The sequence below is a fragment of the Nitrospiraceae bacterium genome, assembly GCA_020632595.1.
Taxonomy (GTDB): Bacteria; Nitrospirota; Nitrospiria; order Nitrospirales; family UBA8639; genus Nitrospira_E.
Genome location: JACKFF010000015.1, coordinates 15,196 through 32,347 on the forward strand (window position 1 = coordinate 15,196; position 17,152 = coordinate 32,347).

The 17,152-nt window shown below is 50.9% G+C and carries 19 protein-coding genes and 1 pseudogene; 3 read left to right on the plus strand and 17 right to left on the minus strand.

The annotated features are described in order from the left end of the window. Positions 1-113: 113 nt before the first annotated feature. The 6 genes from H6750_18565 to H6750_18590 form a co-directional block, all read right to left on the minus strand. Positions 114-2,177 carry a TonB-dependent receptor plug domain-containing protein gene (locus H6750_18565; protein ID MCB9776310.1) on the minus strand — a complete coding sequence of 688 codons (2,064 nt, stop codon included), beginning with the start codon at positions 2,175-2,177 and terminating at the stop codon, positions 114-116. Positions 2,178-2,388: 211 nt separating this feature from the next. Next, positions 2,389-2,805 (minus strand): nickel-responsive transcriptional regulator NikR, encoded by a 417-nt coding sequence (gene nikR / locus H6750_18570; protein ID MCB9776311.1) that lies wholly within the window; start codon positions 2,803-2,805, stop codon positions 2,389-2,391. Positions 2,806-2,988: 183 nt separating this feature from the next. Further along, positions 2,989-3,693, minus strand: a complete 705-nt coding sequence (locus H6750_18575) for an urease accessory protein (GenBank protein ID MCB9776312.1) — start codon at positions 3,691-3,693, stop codon at positions 2,989-2,991. Further along, positions 3,693-3,974, minus strand: a complete 282-nt coding sequence (locus H6750_18580; GenBank protein MCB9776313.1) for a hypothetical protein — start codon at positions 3,972-3,974, stop codon at positions 3,693-3,695. Before H6750_18580 ends, H6750_18575 begins: the two co-directional genes overlap by 1 nt. 69 nt (positions 3,975-4,043) lie before the next feature. After that, positions 4,044-4,547: a hydrogenase maturation protease gene (locus H6750_18585; protein ID MCB9776314.1), complete on the minus strand. Its 504-nt coding sequence runs from the start codon at positions 4,545-4,547 to the stop codon at positions 4,044-4,046. 102 nt (positions 4,548-4,649) lie between these two features. Beyond that, on the minus strand, positions 4,650-6,482 hold the full coding sequence (locus H6750_18590) for a glycoside hydrolase family 15 protein (GenBank protein ID MCB9776315.1): 1,833 nt from the start codon (positions 6,480-6,482) through the stop codon (positions 4,650-4,652). 376 nt (positions 6,483-6,858) lie between these two features. On the opposite strand from H6750_18590, the gene H6750_18595 reads away from it, so the two are divergent. After that, a complete protein-coding gene (locus H6750_18595; GenBank protein MCB9776316.1) occupies positions 6,859-7,743 on the plus strand; it encodes a hypothetical protein in 885 nt (294 codons plus the stop codon). Positions 7,744-7,860: 117 nt separating this feature from the next. Here the strand turns inward: H6750_18595 and H6750_18600 are convergent, their stop codons facing one another. From H6750_18600 to H6750_18630, 7 genes are all read right to left on the minus strand, one after another. Next, positions 7,861-8,340, minus strand: coding sequence for a gluconokinase (locus H6750_18600; GenBank protein MCB9776317.1), 480 nt, complete (start codon positions 8,338-8,340; stop codon positions 7,861-7,863). 51 nt (positions 8,341-8,391) lie between these two features. After that, entirely contained in the window at positions 8,392-8,931 is a 540-nt protein-coding gene (locus H6750_18605; GenBank protein ID MCB9776318.1) for a bacterioferritin, read from the minus strand. Positions 8,932-9,874: 943 nt separating this feature from the next. Continuing rightward, positions 9,875-10,426 carry an inorganic diphosphatase gene (locus H6750_18610; GenBank protein MCB9776319.1) on the minus strand — a complete coding sequence of 184 codons (552 nt, stop codon included), beginning with the start codon at positions 10,424-10,426 and terminating at the stop codon, positions 9,875-9,877. Positions 10,427-11,345: 919 nt separating this feature from the next. Next, positions 11,346-11,834 (minus strand): pyridoxamine 5'-phosphate oxidase family protein, encoded by a 489-nt coding sequence (locus H6750_18615; protein MCB9776320.1) that lies wholly within the window; start codon positions 11,832-11,834, stop codon positions 11,346-11,348. A 281-nt stretch (positions 11,835-12,115) separates the two neighbouring features. Beyond that, positions 12,116-12,301, minus strand: coding sequence for a hypothetical protein (locus H6750_18620; GenBank protein ID MCB9776321.1), 186 nt, complete (start codon positions 12,299-12,301; stop codon positions 12,116-12,118). Positions 12,302-12,385: 84 nt separating this feature from the next. After that, complete coding sequence (locus H6750_18625) at positions 12,386-12,958, minus strand: GNAT family N-acetyltransferase (GenBank protein ID MCB9776322.1); 573 nt, start codon at positions 12,956-12,958, stop codon at positions 12,386-12,388. Positions 12,959-13,063: 105 nt separating this feature from the next. After that, positions 13,064-13,474: a hypothetical protein gene (locus H6750_18630; protein ID MCB9776323.1), complete on the minus strand. Its 411-nt coding sequence runs from the start codon at positions 13,472-13,474 to the stop codon at positions 13,064-13,066. A gap of 155 nt (positions 13,475-13,629) precedes the next feature. On the opposite strand from H6750_18630, the gene H6750_18635 reads away from it, so the two are divergent. Then, positions 13,630-13,776, plus strand: coding sequence for a hypothetical protein (locus H6750_18635; protein ID MCB9776324.1), 147 nt, complete (start codon positions 13,630-13,632; stop codon positions 13,774-13,776). Between the two features lie 93 nt (positions 13,777-13,869). Here H6750_18635 and H6750_18640 read toward each other — a convergent pair whose 3' ends face one another. The 4 genes from H6750_18640 to H6750_18655 all read right to left on the minus strand — a co-directional run bounded on the left by H6750_18640 (position 13,870) and on the right by H6750_18655 (position 15,816). Further along, the gene (locus tag H6750_18640) at positions 13,870-14,013 is read right to left on the minus strand and encodes a Fic family protein (protein MCB9776325.1); all 144 of its coding nucleotides are present in this window, start codon (positions 14,011-14,013) and stop codon (positions 13,870-13,872) included. Then, complete coding sequence (locus H6750_18645; protein MCB9776326.1) at positions 14,010-14,771, minus strand: virulence RhuM family protein; 762 nt, start codon at positions 14,769-14,771, stop codon at positions 14,010-14,012. Before H6750_18645 ends, H6750_18640 begins: the two co-directional genes overlap by 4 nt. 224 nt (positions 14,772-14,995) lie before the next feature. Then, on the minus strand, positions 14,996-15,208 hold the full coding sequence (locus tag H6750_18650; GenBank protein MCB9776327.1) for a DUF2283 domain-containing protein: 213 nt from the start codon (positions 15,206-15,208) through the stop codon (positions 14,996-14,998). Between the two features lie 293 nt (positions 15,209-15,501). After that, entirely contained in the window at positions 15,502-15,816 is a 315-nt protein-coding gene (locus tag H6750_18655; protein MCB9776328.1) for a hypothetical protein, read from the minus strand. A gap of 954 nt (positions 15,817-16,770) precedes the next feature. On the opposite strand from H6750_18655, the pseudogene H6750_18660 reads away from it, so the two are divergent. Then, a pseudogene (locus tag H6750_18660) lies at positions 16,771-17,147 on the plus strand (tRNA-binding protein). Positions 17,148-17,152 lie beyond the last annotated feature (5 nt).

Sequence of the window (17,152 nt, forward strand, 5' to 3'; positions counted from 1 at the left end):
TGGCAATCCTGGAAAGCCCTGTTTCATGAAATGGAGGAAAAATAGGTTTATCGTAGAACCGTTTGCAGAAAAGGCTCTTGCATCTCTGGTAAATGCGATCATGGTTCTGGCCGTTATGTCGGAAATAACCACGTCAGCCCACCCATGAACATCCGTGGAGTGCCCGGGACAAAGTGAATATCGGCAACACCTCCGGCGGGTTCTCCGGGAAGACGGGACTCATAATAAAACTGGGCCTGGCGCCAATCGGTATCGGTCAAATTACGGATGCTAAAAAACGCCTCCAGGCGTCCGGTTGGTGGCGCAAGAGGGATTTTGTAGCGAAGCACCAGATCAAAAATCGTAAATGGTTCCAGTTTCACGCTATTATCTTCCGTGCCGGCACGGCTTCCCACGGTCAACATTTGCAACATTCCCGACAGTCCAAGCGGGAAGTGGGCTGTGACTGATGAAAACGCGGTGAACTGTGGCGCCAAGGGGACGGAGTCCCCCGTTTTTCGGAACTCGGCATGGGTATACGTGATATCTCCTCGAATGGTGAGCCAATCCATCGGGGTGATGCGAGAACTGAATTCCGTTCCCAGGCGACGCGTCTTTCCTCGCGGCTCCGTTGTCCCGTCATCCCCCACGAATACCAATTCAGATCCCAGATCCAACAGCCAGAATGTGGCGAGAAATTCGGACCAGTTCCACGGTCGGCTCCTGATACCGACTTCATAACCAATAGCTCGGGTCAAGCTGTTAGTCGACGGATTTTCCACCGCATCCCGCGCATCATTGCTGTGAAAACCGGTTCCAACATTCAAGTAAAATTCCGTCCGGTACCAGGGACCCAAGACGAGATTGGCTTTCCCGCTGGCGATGGCATTCGAGGCTGTCCCGTTTGGTCGTTCCGAGCAGTCTGCCCCGCAACGATCTTTCACGTTATAGGTGAAGACGTCAACCCGGCCGCCTCCCACAAATCGCATCCAGGGAAGGAATTGAAGGTCCAATTTCAGATAGGGAGAATAGGAAGCTTCGAAAATGTCCGATTCCTGTGTGATGGCCAGGGATGAGCGTTTCTGTTGCGTGCCCAAACGCACTTGGATTTGATCAAAGCGTGTCTGAAGTCCGGCCGTCATGGTGCCCTCATAATTGAGCAGGCGAAAAATCTGGCGATAACCGACATCGCTTCCAGTCAACCAACGCCGGTCGGTTTGTTCAATGCCGTCACCATTGTCCGAATCGTTGAGGTAAAACGTAAAGTTTGTGAATAGAGACAGATAATAATATTGAGCCCACAAGTTGGCGAATGCAGTGCCGCCCCCTGGAAAATCATAATGATAATCCAATCGACCTGTGCTCCGAAGAGATTTGCCGCCCTCTGAGGGATCAAGGGAGCCGAAGCGATCTAACGATCCATCCTCTACCGCACGAAAAGGAATCTGCCCTGATCCGTTCCATCGTCCATAATATTGGGAAAGCGTCACACTGAGTCGGGAGGTCGCGGAGGGATCAAACGTCAGTTTCGCCAGTCCATTGTATCGGGTATTGCGATTGACAAAATCATAAGGGCCGTCGGTGTAATAAAATTCTCCGGCGAAAAGAGTCCGAAATCTATCGTGAGTGGGAGAGGTCATGAACAGATATCGTTGAGTATTGAAACTTCCTCCGCCCGCCTGAAGAACGGTATCCGGTACCGACTCACGGGTGACATAATTGGCGGCGCCGGCCGTGGCAAAGTCCCCATACTCCACATGATAGGGTCCTTTTTTGACCGTAATTTCTTCAATAGTTTCAGGGATGATAAAATTGATGTCTCCGTATCCCTGTCCATGCGCATGGCTGCGCATATTGATCGGCATGCCATCCACATGAAGGGCCAGGTCTGTGCCATGATCGGCGTCAAAGCCGCGCAGAAGAAACTGATCTGCCTTCCCGGCACCGCCTGAATGTTCCAGGGTAATAAGGCCGGGAGCCAACCGTAATAAATCCGCAGGCCGCCCTTGCGGTTGAAGCAGGATATCCTCATTGAGAATGATTCGATTCGAAGATGCCGCAATAGGGCGCTCTCCAACGACTTGCACCTCTTCTAAAACCGTGACTTCCTCATGGTCATGTCCTGATGCCAGACCGGCCCACAAGAGGAAGAGAACACCGGCCGGGAAACATACCGCCAGCGTGTGAAGGAGTCGCATACCCATGGAATTGGTAAAGGAAAAGCGAGTGTGGGAACGAGTGGTATATCCAGCAGTAACACGAAAAATAAATTAGTGACACGACTTGTAGCAAGGTCCGGTGATATTGTCAATTCATAATCGTGCGGGAAGACGATGAAGAGAGAGGAGGCATGGGAAGGAAAGGAGGCCATGAGGTGTGGCCGAAATGTCTTGAGAGGAGAAATGTGCGCTATTTCACGGCTTTTCCCGTGGTCGTCATCGTGAGTTGTCCATGCTTGACCCCTTTGGTTTTAATCAGCAGATTGGCTAAATCAACGAGGGCTGAACTTCGCCCTCTGACCACAATGACTTCCAGGCAATGGTCGTGATCCAAATGCACATGCAGATTCGAGATGATTTGCTTCCCGTATTCGTGCTGATGGTGAGTTAATTGTTGCAGCACATCTGATTGATGATGGTCATACACAAGAGTAATGGTGCCGACCGTCTCTTTATTTCCGCCCCATTCTTCCCCGACAAGCTGATTGCGGATGAGGTCTCGAATCGCCTCAGAGCGATTCTGGTATCCTTTCCGGTTGATGTGTTGATCAAAAGCGGCAAGGAGTGTTTCTTCAAGAGAAACCCCAAAGCGGACCAATTGACTCATTGTCATATTCCTTCCAGGTTGGTTTTGGCTGTCTCCTATCCTATGGTCTATTCTGAAAAAAAACAATTGATGAATTATACGGGAAGACCGGTCCGAACAGGAGGCGACCGATCGGCCTAAAGCCGATGAGGGTGTAAAGTCGCGTTAATGAAGGCGAGGTGCGTGAAGGATCGGGAAAAAGCCTCATGAATGCCAGAGTGAGGATCCGGAGGAAAATGCCATCACGATTCCAAGTACGGTGGCCATTACCCCCACACAGGCCTGAAGCCCGTTATGGAGCCATGTCAGGGATCGGGCCGAGTACCAAAAGGGAATCGCCATGATCACGGACAGAAGGCCCATGCCGAGTATCGATCCTAACCCGAAAAGGAGGATATACATAATGGCCTGGCTCATGGATAGTGTGGCGTTCAAAGTTAAGAGGATCAGTGCGGCTGATCCGGCCATCCCGTGCATCAAGCCGATCAGCAACGCACGATAAGGAAAACCATGAGCATGATCATGGGACGTATTGTCAGGGTGTGTGGGTTCGGTATGCCCATGCGCATGAAAGTGGGGAGGGCGATCCGGATGTTGATGAACATGAAAATGAATCCGGTTTTTTTGTAATCGTCGGAACACGTCGAGCCCCAGGCCTATCAACATCACGCCCACCATGAGTTCCAACCCTGCAGCGAATCGTTCGGGAATGATAGTGCCCAACATCAAAACCAGTGAACTGAAGATCAACAACGTCAGTGTATGCCCCAAACCCCAGACCATCCCCTGCTTGACGGTTTGCGCGATTGATCCACTTCGGGTAGCTAAAGAAGCGACGGCTGCGGCATGGTCGGCCTCACAGGCATGACGCATACCCATTAAAAATCCTAATCCGAGAATACTGAGCATTAAAATCCTTTGCGATCCGGGCAAGACGGTTGGTGTTGGTGAATCCATGGGCGCCGGCCTGCTAAGCCTTCTCCGGTCGGAGCGGAAGGCTTGAGGACTCGGACAGTAGCGTTCCCCATGCTGACATAGCGTAGGGAATGGTTCAAGTCAAATGACACGTCACGTGCCAAGGCCTCTTCGGGAGCTCGTGCAATGGATTCGGTATCAATCATAAACGCATGCCTGTGGTTTGGAGAGTTGAATGGGTTGTGAGGTGAAAACCCCGAAAAAATTCCAGACATTGGAAAAACCTCATGAAGGACAATAGGTAGTGTATAACATATTTCTCACAGCAAACCGAGTGAGGCCGGTTAGAGAGTTGGTGATTGTTGAGTGGGGAGCGGTGGGCGGGAGGATTCGTGAATGAATGAGATGATCATGGCGCAAGTCTTTTCAACCGAAGCGGCGACACCCGGGCTCAAGTTTTCTCCAAAGGTGGTATCCAACACTTCAATGAGAAAGACGGTGATATCCTGAGGGAACGCATCTTGAAAGATGATCCGGCCGGCATGGACGGCATGATCCCAACGAAAATTATGCGGGTTGAAATTTGGGGGAGGCTGGTTCATCAGGTCAGGGCCGGAAAGCTGAAAGAGGGTGCCCGGTTCAGAGCCGCTACAGCAGGCATCGATCAGGGTCAGCTTGCCGGCTCCATGAGCCTGAAGCAGCACATCGATCCCATTCGTGCCTGCCTCAACAATCTGAAGATTGGATTGGGGATGTTTGGAAAAATATGACTGGAGTCGGTGAGCCACCACGACTCCTATCCCGTCATCCTTTCGATAGAGATTCCCGCATCCAATGATCACATGCATCCAGAAAGTGTAGGCGCAGATTGAGGAACTCGGCAATGGTGGCCCGGATTGCACCGTCAGGGAGGAAGAGGCGAGCGAGTCGGAAAGGGGGAGTCTGCTTGGTTATTTGCCTAACGCCCGGTCCAGGTTGAAGGCCGCGCTGATAAGGGCGAGATGCGTAAAGGCTTGCGGAAAATTGCCAAGGGCCTCACCATGATGGCCGGTTTCTTCGGCATAAAGCCCTAGGTGGTTGGCATATCCGAGCATTTGTTCAAACACAAGGCGGGCTTCTTCTAAGCGATTGCGATCGGCTTGCCCAGCGCGGGTCATCGCTTCTACGAGCCAGAACGTACAAAGATTGAACGTGCCTTCCTCTCCGTCCAGCCCGTCCTGAATTTCGGATAAATTATACCGATAGACCAGTCCGTTGGAGACCAGGCCTCCTTCTTCCGGCTTCCGGTTGATGGCATCCAGGGTCTTGAGCATACGGGGGTCCGTAGGTGACACGAAAAACACCAGAGGCATCACTAAATTGGCGGCATCCAGCGAACTGCTTCCATATCGCTGGATAAAGGCTTGTCGTTTTGAATCCCATCCCTTGGACATGATTTCTTCATAGATATTATCCCGGGTTTTCAGCCACCGTTCGCGGTCTGCGGGGAAGGACCGTTTCTCGGCCAGGCGCAGCCCACGGTCCACGGCCACCCAACACATCAATTTGGAATAGACAAAATGTTGCTGGCCCCCTCGCACTTCCCATATGCCTTCGTCGGTACGCTGCCAGTTGTCGCAGACCCAATTGATCATGCGCCGAAGGTGTTTCCACAGGTCGTACGAAATCGGGGTGCCGTACTTATTATAGAGATACACGGAGTCCATCAATTCCCCGTAAATATCGAGTTGGAGTTGCTTGTAGGCACCATTGCCCACTCGGACAGGGTGTGACCCCCGATAGCCCTCAAGATGGGCCAGGGTTTCTTCGGTGAGCTGGTGGCGCCCGTCAATCCCATACATGAGTTGTAGTGATCCGTCAGGATTCAATTCATGACAACGGGCTTCCAGCCAATGCATAAAGGCGGAGGCTTCCTCTGTAAAGCCGATGCGTAATAGACCGTATAAGGTAAACGCGGCGTCCCGTATCCAGGTGTATCGGTAATCCCAATTTCGAACCCCGCCGATCTCTTCAGGAAGGCTGCAGGTGGGAGCGGCGACAATCGCACCGGTTGGCTGGAACGTCAACAATTTAAGAACTAAAGCCGAGCGGTGAACCATTTCCCGCCACCGGCCTGTGTACGTGCATTTCGACAGCCATCGACGCCAATAGTCGACCGTATGTTTAAATAATTCTTCTGCTTGTGTTTCCGGGCAGGAGAGGGTGCCCTGGGTATGGCCAGATTCGATTTCCTGCAGACAAAAATCGATTTCCTCCCCTTCTTGAAGAGTGAATTCGGTGAAAATCCCGTCGCCGTCCTGCGTCAGTGGAATCGTGGATCCAAGTCGAATGGTCAGGCGGGAGGATTGGAAGCGAGCTCCATCCTTGGTGATTGTGAGTGTATGGGGTTCTCGACCATAGTTGAATGCCGGACGGCATTCGAGACGAAAGGTCATCGATTTTCTGATGGCTTGTACACGGCGGATCAATCCGTCCCGGATACAGTCAGTGGTGCGAAACCCGACCGGCATAAAATCAATGACCCGCCCCACTCCCACCGGAGTATGAAACCGTGTCACGAGGACATTCGTGTCCGGCCAATAATATTGTTTGGATTTGACCCCGTCGGGAGTAGGCGCAATTTTAAACCTGCCCCCTTTGGCATCATCCAGAATCGCGCAGAACAGGCTGGGAGAGTCGAAATAAGGATAGCAGAACCAATCGATGGACCCGTTCATGCCGACCAGTGCAGTCGTCTGCATATTTCCGATCAGGCCGTAATTTTCGATGGGCTGATAGGGCATTGTTACAAACGGGTCAATCTCGTGATACGAGAGAGTCGGATTGCTGAACGTCTCTTTTGCCTACCTTATCAGAAAATTCAGGATATGTCCGAAAAAAATGAACCGGCCCCCGGGATCACGCGAGTGCATGTATGAGGACGTGAACCGTTCCTATTGTGGTGGAAACGTTTTCCGGTCGTTCATCGTAGCACAGTAAAATGTTGAGCCTAAGCAGTCCCTGGAATACCGGGAAGAGTCTTTGACAGGGTGCGGTCCGGTGCAGTGCCGTAGGGAACCAGATCGGAGTCTTTGTACTCGACGACATGCTGTTTAGAGAAATCACCGGCGTGGCAGAATTCAACACCTTCAGGCCTCCACATGAGGACAAGCGGGAGAAATGTTTATTCAGATGGTGTACCATGGGATCCGGTTGAGCCCTGGCGCGGAAAATACCATGCCCATGACACGATCTTATCCCCCAGTCGTGGAAATTTATGGAGCCGAGTACGGCTATGAACGGATCCTGAAGGACGATTTTTTCTCCGTCAATGTTCTGTATCGGAATCAGAAAGGCGAACGATACGTCCTGAAGCTCAGCGACTTTCGTTTTGTGCTGGGCTGGCTGTTTCGCCCTCTGACGGGATGGATATCCAGGCGGGAATATCGCATCTATCAGATGGTGTCTGATCTCCCCGGCATTCCAGCCTTAGGGCCGCGATACGGAAAACGAGGATATTTTCATCGATTCATTGAAGGGCACACGCTTCATGAAATTGAAAGACGCATCCAGGAACAATTTAAGGTGGTGGTGGGAGATCCGGCGATGGCTACGTATGCCACAACGCTGGCTCCTGACTTTTTCGATCAATTACGGGGCATTGTTCAGGCGGTTCACCGACGGCGCATTTTCTATGCGGACTTAAATAAACGGGGGAATATCATTTGTTCAACCGAAGGAAAGCCCTACCTCATCGATTTTCAGATTTGCCTGCCTGTTCCGGTTCGACAGGGTTGGGTGGGCGCGCTGACTGAGAAGATGTTCCAACGCTTGATTCGAGAGGATCTCTATCATCTGTATAAACACAAACACACTTTCCAACCGCAGAGTTTATCCGAGAATGAACGTCAGTTGGCGAAACGATCGGATTTGAATAGACGATACCACCGCTACCTTTGGCGGCCCTACATTGCGCTGAAGCGATTGATCTATCCGCATGGGAGCAATGAAACCATCTGGTATAAATGGAAAAAGGAAAAAGACCAATCCCCCCGAATGTCCTGATTCTCTGATCGATGCGAGAGGAAGGGGCCTCCCTCATGCCTCATCATAAAATCTTCTCCCTCCGGGAACGCTCTCCCTGTTATGTGCAGCCGTTCGTATGATGACATCGCCATTCTGTTATGCGGGTTGTAAATGCAGCATGCTTTTGATGTGTTCCACAATCACTTCTGGCGGTTGGGAAACGTCAACGAAGGGCACGTTGTGAGGTTCTTCAAGCGCCGTGAACTGACTGGCTAACAGATCGGCTTTCATAAAGTGGTCAGTTCGTGCCTGCAGGCGTGGGTGAAGCAATGCGTAATTGCCTCGCAAATACACCAATGAGACTTGGGGATGCCCCTCAGTGATCAACTTCCGGTACGTCTGTTTTAAAGCGGAACACGTGATGACCGCGCGCTGGGATTGGGTTATCAGATCGTGAACCAGTTGATGGATCGCCAAGAGCCAGGGAATCCGGTCTTTGTCGCTTAACGGAACTCCACCAAACATTTTGGACATATTGCTGGGTGAATGGAAATCATCGCCTTCGTAAAAAGACCAACCAAGCTTTCTGGCCAGGAGTTGACCAATGGTTGTTTTTCCTGAACCCGAGACACCCATAAGAATCACGATCCGTATGTCCCGGTTCTTTGCCTCCCTCATAGCCAATCGTTAGGAGCCCATTTCCTCCAGAAGTGAGACGAGGTCATCAGCGTGCTCTTCCTCGACAGCCAAAATGCCCTCCAACATGCGGCGGGATGTGGAATCCTTCGTGTCTAGATAGTTGATCACTTCCCGATAGCTATCAATGGCAATGCGCTCGGCCACCAGATCCTCCTTGATCATGTCGACCAGAGATGTGCCTTCCACATATTCGGAATGACTGCGCATGAGCATTCCCTCAGGGGAGAGATTCGGTTCGCCGCCCAGTTGGACGATCCGCTCCGCCAATTGATCGGCATGGCCTTGCTCTTCATTGGCATGTTGGAGAAATTCCGCCGCCACGCTCTGAGCATGAATGCCTGACGCCATATAATAGTGCCGCTTATACCGGAGGACACAGACGATTTCAGTTGCCAGGGCTTCGTTGAGTAGCTTAATCACCGTATCCCGGTCGGCTGCATACCCAGGCGTCACCGCCCCTTTTTCCATGTGTTCTCTTGCGCGTTTGCGTAAGGTTTGTACGTCTGTGAGAAATGGTTGATCCTTCATTCACGCCTCCTAACGTTGTTGACTGGTCTTCAAAAGCAACATGACAGCTCATGAACCCTCAGCAGCTTGGTTCCATGCTAAGGGGTGCATGGACTGCCTTCATGATCTTTATGAATTTTCTCAGCCCGGTCTGTCAGAGGACAATAACCAAAATCTTTATTTCATTCCGCATTTTATCTAAAAAGCGGAAGACGCCCTGGAGAACGCATAGGGACAGGAGAGTCACCTGAACGTTTGTCAGCCAGGGTTCTTCTCAGTACCCCCTTCTGTCATTTTCTTTCTAGGACCTTTGGCCTGCCGGAGGAAATGTGGCGTGAATAGAGTCCCTGGGTTCGGCTTGAAAATGAGGGTTGGGAATTCCATTCATTCATAGGAGAGAAACGAAGGGTTAAAAGCACTCGTGTACACTTCTGGGGCATGACCCCCATCGCTTATGAGGTAGGCAACGCCAAGCCCTCGTTCCTCGTCATTCACGAGCTGTCTCTTCGTGAGTCATCGATAGCGTATGGGTCTGTTGAAAAAAGCCGCCAGCGGCGTTCTCGCCATTTTTCCGTGCTCACGTACGACGCGTACGCTCCGCGCGTAAAAATGGCTGCGGCCTTGCTGGACGGACTTTTTTGAACCGACCCGGAGCCTTTGATGAGTAAACTAATCCTGGGCAAATTTTCTCTTGAACATCTTTATTATTCAACACTCCCCGTATCGGCATTTTGAAGCGCGGGGAAAATGGCTGGGGCAAGGTTCTGCTCAAGCCTGCAGCTTGAGAATATGAAAATGGGAGATGACTCATCACGAGCAACCGGGTTGCTCTCAGATGTGATGTGTGGCGAGATTGTCGGCTAAATCCTGGTTGAATTTCGTAACGCAAAAGCCGAGGGCCGGGCAGGTCAATTGTGACCTCACCCGGACGGTCGGCATTGGGACAATCCGGTAACCCGGTGTTTTAAAACATATCTTTATACATCGCAAGGCTCTGATTCAGAATGTTTTGAGCCACTTTTTTCTCTAAAAATTCCTCCACCACCACCGCTTTATGTTCAAGCGTCTTGTACTCTTCAAAGAAATGCCGCATTTCGGAAATAAAGTGTTGGGGCAATTCGGAAATATCCTTAATATGACTGACGCTTGGGTCGCCTGCCGCAACTGCGATGATTTTGTCATCCGCCTCTCCGTTATCAAGCATGCGCATGACGCCAATGACTTTGGCCGGTACGATGCACATCGGGACGACATCAATTTGTGAAATCACAAGAATATCCAAGGGATCTTTATCTTCACAATAGGATTGCGGAATGAATCCGTAATTGGCAGGGTAATACACGGAAGAATATAGCACTCTGTCCAGTATCAGCAGGCCACTCTCTTTGTCTAATTCATACTTTGCTCTCGTGCCTTTGGGAATCTCAATGATTCCATTCACGAACTCGGGTAATTTGTCTCCGGGACTGGCATGATGCCAGGGATTAAAATACTGACTCTTGGCTAATTTGGGCATCGTGGGTTTCCTAATACATAGTAGTTGGTGATTGTGGTGCTTTCTCTGCAAAAGCGCTCTACATATGGTCCATAAGATGAAAATACGTTTTCCGAATCCTGGCACGTGAAATCTGCCTTTTAATTGTTCCCCCGTATAGTGTTCTCCATTTCCACATCCCGTTTCATAAATGTGTTCTTCCCCTTGAAAAAGCTGACCCGGGAGTTTCCTGCGCCGGTTTTACCGGATATCCGTTCAAGCCTCTCCCATCAAATGGTTTCTAGCCGCGATGGTCCAGTCTGCCAAGAAAATCTCAACCATTCGCCCTGGAGGCATTGCCACCCGCTGGAGCCGGTCTTGCTGAGGGGAGGAATGTGCTGGAAGGGATGAGGGCTTCGGCCTGAGGGGGAAAGCCACATGGCACACTGACCTTCTTTGTATAAGAGGTCGGTCCTGAACGATTATCCGGAAGTTTGGGTCGGCGTTGCCGCAAGAATACCGAACCTTCACTCTTCTGTAAAGTCCGAAGAGACCATGGTGAATCCATCAATTCGGGCAAAGGGCTTGAGAAGCCTATGCCTCCTGGTTGTTTCAAGGCTGAAAAATTTCCAGGATAACGATTGCGAGAACATCCGCATTGTATATGAGGGCCGGCAGCCGGATTGGACCGTTTAAGGGCGAGGAGCAGCCCTATTTCAGGGAGGGGGATTTTGATTCGCGTCATTTCTGGGGTTTGCCGGCCCACCATCAGGATGCACGCTGAACGTGTGGTGTGGTGACCCTACAAATCTTCTTGCAGCTTTTTTCATGGGAACCATGATCGATCAGCCTCGCGGTTTCTGAAGGGGGCATGTGCCCGGTAGGTGACCGGTCCTTATTCAGCCGCTGGGGTGTCCTGCACCCGCAATAGTGAATGAAGCGTAGCGTTGGATCATACACACTATCCCGTGCGGGAATGTTCGAAGACCGACAAATTGTCGCCGGTCAGTGTGTACGCTTTGCCAAACCCCATCACAAACTGCCCGCTCTTCGTGTGCAGTTGAAACAGAACAAAGTCCGGCAGTTGCCGTAACAGGCCTGCCATCTTGCCATGCCGTTCCTGGTAGTCGTCCAGCACAGACTCGTATTCGGGATGATCGGGCGGAATATGGGTGGCCTCACACACGTAATGCACCCTCGTCCTGGCGAAAATCTGTAATGTCGACTGTTCATCGGCAATGATCATGATGGCAACAGTCCGGTTTGCCAGCAGGTGGCGGGTATGTGCGGCCAGTTGACTGACAAAGATGTAAAAGTTGCCGGGAGCCCTGTGCAAGTAGGGGGTATAGCTGCAGTGGGGAATGCCGTCCATCCCGACTGTGGAGAGTTGGAGACTCTGCATGCTGTCTATGAGACTGGCTAACACCGTAGCCGGCTGCTCATTGTTCATGGGATTCAACTACCTCCGTTTGAAGGTTCCAGGTGAAAAGTCGGGAAGCGAATGATGACCCGTGCGCTTTCCCCTGATGTCGGATTCTATGGCAAATACGCATACAGAGAGAAAAATTCAATGAGTTGTCTTCCTCATTTATAAGGGATCAAAACCGTTCTGTCCTGCTGTTCTCGTGTTTTGATAGTACGGGAATGGGTCTATTTGTCAAGGCGCAGCCAGACAGAATGGTCGGATAAGGACTTGTGCTTTGGCTGTTTCAAGGCGGCAAAGAATGACGGTTAATGCTTGTTGGAACACGTGCGTTGGAGAGCGGCAGCGGCATCGGACAGTTCAAGGGCAAGGAGTAGCCGCTGTTCGGGAGTGAGTTTTCGGGCTTCGTTAATCTTGTGTTTGGCGAGCCTATCACCAAGTTGACTGGGACGGCGTGAGTCAATAAAACTTGGATCGGAGCCTTTCAATTTCATGAAAATATCTTATCTGGAGACCTCCAATCCGTCACCATAGATTTTTCTGAACTCAAACCAAATCAGCTGGCGTGATGCCTCATTTCAGGGGTGACCGGTCAGGTGGCTGTCGTCACAAAGTGACCGGAACAGAATATGGGCATCCTGGTAGGTTCCGTCGTCTTTCCGCACCGCTTGCGGGAGGGTGGCGAGTTCACGAAAGCCCAATTGCGTCCACAGACGATGCGCCACGTGATTCTCCGAAAAAACCAGGTTGAAAATCACGCTCCGAAAGCCGAGCGAACGGGCATGGGCTAACATCGTCTCTCCAAGAAGGCGGCCCAAACCCTTTCCGCGCCATCTCGGCGCGACAATGAACCCCGCGTTGGCCACGTGCTTGGCCCGGCCCGGCCAATTTGCTTTGACATAATAGGCTCCGGCCAGCTCCAGGGAATTTGTTCCGGTCCGCACAAAAGCCAGCACGGTGCCGCAGCCTCCAAACCAATAGGCCTGAAAATCTCCATCGGACGGCATCTGTTCATGGGGAAAGGACGTCCCTTCATCGACAATCACGTTGTACAGCTGCCGAAGCGATTCGATATCCTTGGGTTCGGCCAGCGCCAATCGCACGGCCGAACCATCCTGTAATTGTGTGTCGATGGGAAAACGAATTGGCATTGTTACGGACAGGGTCTCATCATGATTGCCGCTTTCTTTGACCAGGCCTGCAGCAACAAATGAATTTTTTGAAGGGGAGCATCCTGTCTGAAATTAAGGGGTGTCTCAGTACCCCCGCCCGGTGCTCCCGCCTTTCATGCTGCCTAATGGAAGGGCATCGTAGCGTGCCTTCAGATCCGGATGTTCACTGAGATACCCCTTTACGGCGGCATCATCGGCAAAGACCTCAGGGCTGCGCTGGCGATATTCCTCGATCGTCAAATCATGTGTTGCCAATAATGCACTGAGTTTTGTATTGATATCCGCGCCCATTTCCTTCATGGCTTCCGGTGACGGCCGTTGACCTTCTCCGTACCCCTTGCCACCCTTAAAATAGTTCGTCATCATTTCGCCGATCTCAATACGGGCCTTCACGTATTTCTCTACCTCCGCCGGTTCTGTGGCTAACCCGGTTCCCGCGAAGAGGGCAACACTCAAAGACATGCCGATCATCATGCGTAATAGATTCATGGTCATGATTTCCTTTCAGAATGTGAAAATAAAAGATTGGTACCGTTCAGGCCATTTCCTCATAGCATCGCCGTCCAAGGTCTTGTGTGTCAATCCGCGCAGACAGTGTGTGCCGTGCGGGTGCTCATACCGGATCGTATTGACAGAGGAGGTGCATGACGATGCGCACCAACACGTCCTTTTCTTCCTGGCGGCTTTCCGCGATCATCAGGGTCATGGCCACGAGTGCGGCATCCGAAATCAAACGCGCCCCGGCGGCATTGGTCAGGACTCTATTGCGTTCCAGAAAGGGAGTGTTGAATAATTAAAATTAACAAGGACAAATTTGCCCAGGATTAGATTACTCATCAAAGGCTCCGGGTCGGTTCAAAAAAGTCCGTCCAGCAAGGACGCAGCCGTTTTTACGCGCGGAGCGTACGCTGAGTACGTGAGCACGGAAAAATGGCGAGAACGCCGCTGGCGGCTTTTTTCAACAGACCCAGAAACCAAAGAAATAACGCAGCCGCGATACGCTTGTTTCCATCCACAAAGGAGTGGTTTTTCACCAGGAAATAAAGTAAGTGGCCTCTTCTCCCTCTAAGTTGGGATAGAGATCCTGCCCACCGAACGTTTGCATTATCGCTTGCAGGCTACTGTGCAGGCTTTCATCTTTTTCCTGCGCAAAGATGGCCGAATCCCCAAATCGTTCTCGCAAACGATCCACCATGCCAATGGCTTCCTCATAGGTTAAGGCGTAACGTGTCTGGCTTCCTGCCATGGAGGCGGGCACCCGTTGGTGGTCATATTCGTCAAGCAGATCCAGCGCCCGGCTATACTCGCTTACCATGTGGAGAAGCGCGGTGGCCTCATCGCCGGAAAGATCCCGGCGTTCCGCCATGGTCGCCACCAGCCGGACCGTCGGCTGGAGTTCCTCCAGCCGAGCCTGGTTGACGGAGTAGCCCTTCACCAGATGATCACGCAATATCTGTGTTGCCAAAATGCGGAATTGGGTGCCGCGTTTGGAGTTGACGCGGTAGCCGACGGAGATAATGGCGTCCAGGTTGTAGTGCTTGATCGTGCGAGTGACTCGTCGTTTGCCTTCCATTTGAACTACCGAGGAATCCTCGGCAGTTGCCGATTCTTCCAGTTCACCTTCGTGAAAGATGTTCTTCAAATGTAAGCCGATGTTGTCCGTGGATGTATCGAATAGCTCTGAAATTTGCCGTTGCGTAAGCCAGACGGACTCCTGCTCAAGTCGCACGTCCACCCGGATTTCGCCGTCCGGGGTCACATAAACGACAATTTCTTCGCCTGCCGTGCTCATGCGTAGAGTCTCTCAGAATGTAGTAAGAAAAGTTGGTTGGTCGAGTCGGGCTCAATATACCATCTCGACCGGATGTCGTGCAGGTTAGGCTTCATTCACACGAAATGTTTTTTGCGGAAAAAGAGCAGTATTTTGTTTTGAAACCTTTAGTGCAGATAACAGCTTTGAGGGGAGAAAGGCAGGGTCCAAAGTGACAACAGGATTAATGAATTCCCCTGGTCCGGTTATCTGTCCGTGACGAGTTCAGCTTCCAGGGGATGATCTTTTTGAAAACGGCTGACACCAAAAACGCTAAATCCCAATACATGGCCTTGTTCATCGACGCGCTCCATGACCGCCTCATGACCGGTAGGACGCAGAAATCCGGGGCAGTCTTTAAATTGGACTTCCAAAAAGTCCCCTTCCGGATCGAACCACACTTTTACTTTTTCGGCCATATGGTTGCTCCGTCGTTGAGTTGTTCGGTTTTATAATAAGCCGTCACAACAAACGCATCGTCTGTGCCAGACTTTACCACGACACAGAGCCATTTCCCACGCACTCGTGTCTTGGCATAAAATTCGTAAAATAATTGACAGAGGCTTCCGATCGAGAGGGCCGAACTTCGGCCGAAGCTGAAGGAACGCGTTCAATTTCTGTCCCCCTGTCGGCCATTTTTTTGGTTGAAGAATGTGGGCCACACGCTCATTCGTGAGCCTCACACTTCGTCCGAAACAATCTTGAATGGTTTTCACACTCTTCTTTTGTGGCCGGTCTTTCCGTCGGCTGCAATTGCTGAATTTTTTGCAACGGTTGCCTCTCGCTCCAGCTCACCAGAATTGAACTCAGTCCGTAAATGTACCTTTTTCTTCCATTGATCCATGAACGACTTTTTCGTGGGGTTCGCTGGATCTTGTCTGTCCAATGGAATGCAAACGAAGTATTTTTTAAGATTAGGGTGTGTTTTTAAGGCAGACTCAAAAGATTTCTTTAATTGACTCCACTGAGGATTCCCCATGGATGAAAAATATTTGGCTTGCCAACCATACTCCTCCCCATTTTCCAAAATGCAATCAGCTTCTACCCCTCCGTCAGGCGCAGCAACACGATAGAATTCTTTTTTCCTTCAATATCCTCTTCCCTTGCTAACTGGCACACCAACTCTTCAACGGCATTATTTTGAGAATTATTGAATGACTTTATATCTTCCCACCTTAATGACATAAGTTTTCCTAAACTGAGTTAATTTATAAAACGAATAGTTAGTCTTATCTGCAGAAAATCTTGATTAATGACTGAATTGAGGGAAGTAACGAACTACAAGACTAAGAAGAATCTTGCCAGAAGCAAACAAGAATGACCAGGCTAAAGGCTCACAAAATTAATTAATATTTGAGATCGATATCCGACAACCAATGCCGGGGATGACGGAGGAGGAATCTTTGCCAATTGTGAGCGATGAAAGAAACGCATTTGTCCTGAGCGAGCATGAGATCCTGGGAGCACCGAAGGATCTCGCTGAACTGTGGGGGCTACGGGCTGGGCACAGATTCTTCGGCGTGGCCTCAGAATGACAACTTGAATGAGAAACGACTGGGGGATAAAAAGATCTCGCTGAGCTGTGGGGTCTTTCGACCTGGGCACAGATACCTTGCCTCTGTCTCAAAAAAACAAGATTGGGGGGAATTATTTTCGTGACGGGGAGGATCGTTTGAGGCCTTTGGTTGGGGATGATTTTTAAACGAGATTTTCTGCCGGCGGGAAACTCAGGCGTTGCTCAATTTTTGTGTCGGCCATGGGGTCATCTGCGAGATTGAAACCTTGAAAATTCATGAGATCAATGAAGCTTGCTAACGGATTTTCGAGGGTGGAGTGTGGTCCCGGTTTGTCATCGGCGTGACTTCTTTCTGGATTCGATTTTTGAAAGCCGGGTTTTTAGACGCTGATTTAAAGCCGGAAAGGAGAGTTTACAATAATTAGAAATGAGGCCAGGGACTTGAGGTTTGGCAGTGAGAACGAGGTGCAGATCATCTCCCGGGTTGATTTCACCTCAGTTGAAATGCGGGTTGTGCGTATGGTCTGTGCCGCGATATTTCTTGTGGCCGGCAAACCGGCCTATCTCTTGCACTCTGACTTCGGGAGGGAAATCGGCATGAAGCAATCGCATGCGCAGAACACGCATCTGTCCCAATGGGAGGAGCTGTAGAGAAAACGTATTGTGGCGGTTGTCCGTTTGGCGCCCAGGCTGATTGTCCGGGAATGTCCGAATATATGGTCATCCGATTGTTGCCTCCGGTCAACGGGGAGGCGGCGGTGTGTGTGCCGGATAAGCCGGTTCCCCTGGAACGAAGATGGTGTAAGCCTGGGGTTCTCACCCCGCCAACCTTTCTCCAGTAGAGCGT

What these genes read in the sequence shown, in the direction of transcription:
- H6750_18600 (MCB9776317.1), bottom strand. Translation starts at nt 8,340, where the DNA reads ATGGGTGTCTCGGGTTCAGGAAAAACAACCATTGGTCAACTCCTGGCC.
- H6750_18565 (MCB9776310.1), bottom strand. Translation starts at nt 2,177, where the DNA reads ATGCGACTCCTTCACACGCTGGCGGTATGTTTCCCGGCCGGTGTTCTC.
- H6750_18605 (MCB9776318.1), bottom strand. Translation starts at nt 8,931, where the DNA reads ATGAAGGATCAACCATTTCTCACAGACGTACAAACCTTACGCAAACGC.
- nikR (MCB9776311.1), bottom strand. Translation starts at nt 2,805, where the DNA reads ATGAGTCAATTGGTCCGCTTTGGGGTTTCTCTTGAAGAAACACTCCTT.
- H6750_18610 (MCB9776319.1), bottom strand. Translation starts at nt 10,426, where the DNA reads ATGCCCAAATTAGCCAAGAGTCAGTATTTTAATCCCTGGCATCATGCC.
- H6750_18585 (MCB9776314.1), bottom strand. Translation starts at nt 4,547, where the DNA reads ATGCATGTGATCATTGGATGCGGGAATCTCTATCGAAAGGATGACGGG.
- H6750_18575 (MCB9776312.1), bottom strand. Translation starts at nt 3,693, where the DNA reads ATGCTCAGTATTCTCGGATTAGGATTTTTAATGGGTATGCGTCATGCC.
- H6750_18590 (MCB9776315.1), bottom strand. Translation starts at nt 6,482, where the DNA reads ATGCCCTATCAGCCCATCGAAAATTACGGCCTGATCGGAAATATGCAG.
- H6750_18595 (MCB9776316.1), top strand. Translation starts at nt 6,859, where the DNA reads ATGTTTATTCAGATGGTGTACCATGGGATCCGGTTGAGCCCTGGCGCG.
- H6750_18620 (MCB9776321.1), bottom strand. Translation starts at nt 12,301, where the DNA reads ATGAAATTGAAAGGCTCCGATCCAAGTTTTATTGACTCACGCCGTCCC.
- H6750_18630 (MCB9776323.1), bottom strand. Translation starts at nt 13,474, where the DNA reads ATGACCATGAATCTATTACGCATGATGATCGGCATGTCTTTGAGTGTT.
- H6750_18615 (MCB9776320.1), bottom strand. Translation starts at nt 11,834, where the DNA reads ATGAACAATGAGCAGCCGGCTACGGTGTTAGCCAGTCTCATAGACAGC.
- H6750_18650 (MCB9776327.1), bottom strand. Translation starts at nt 15,208, where the DNA reads ATGGCCGAAAAAGTAAAAGTGTGGTTCGATCCGGAAGGGGACTTTTTG.
- H6750_18645 (MCB9776326.1), bottom strand. Translation starts at nt 14,771, where the DNA reads ATGAGCACGGCAGGCGAAGAAATTGTCGTTTATGTGACCCCGGACGGC.
- H6750_18625 (MCB9776322.1), bottom strand. Translation starts at nt 12,958, where the DNA reads ATGCCAATTCGTTTTCCCATCGACACACAATTACAGGATGGTTCGGCC.
- H6750_18635 (MCB9776324.1), top strand. Translation starts at nt 13,630, where the DNA reads ATGCGCACCAACACGTCCTTTTCTTCCTGGCGGCTTTCCGCGATCATC.
- H6750_18580 (MCB9776313.1), bottom strand. Translation starts at nt 3,974, where the DNA reads ATGTCTGGAATTTTTTCGGGGTTTTCACCTCACAACCCATTCAACTCT.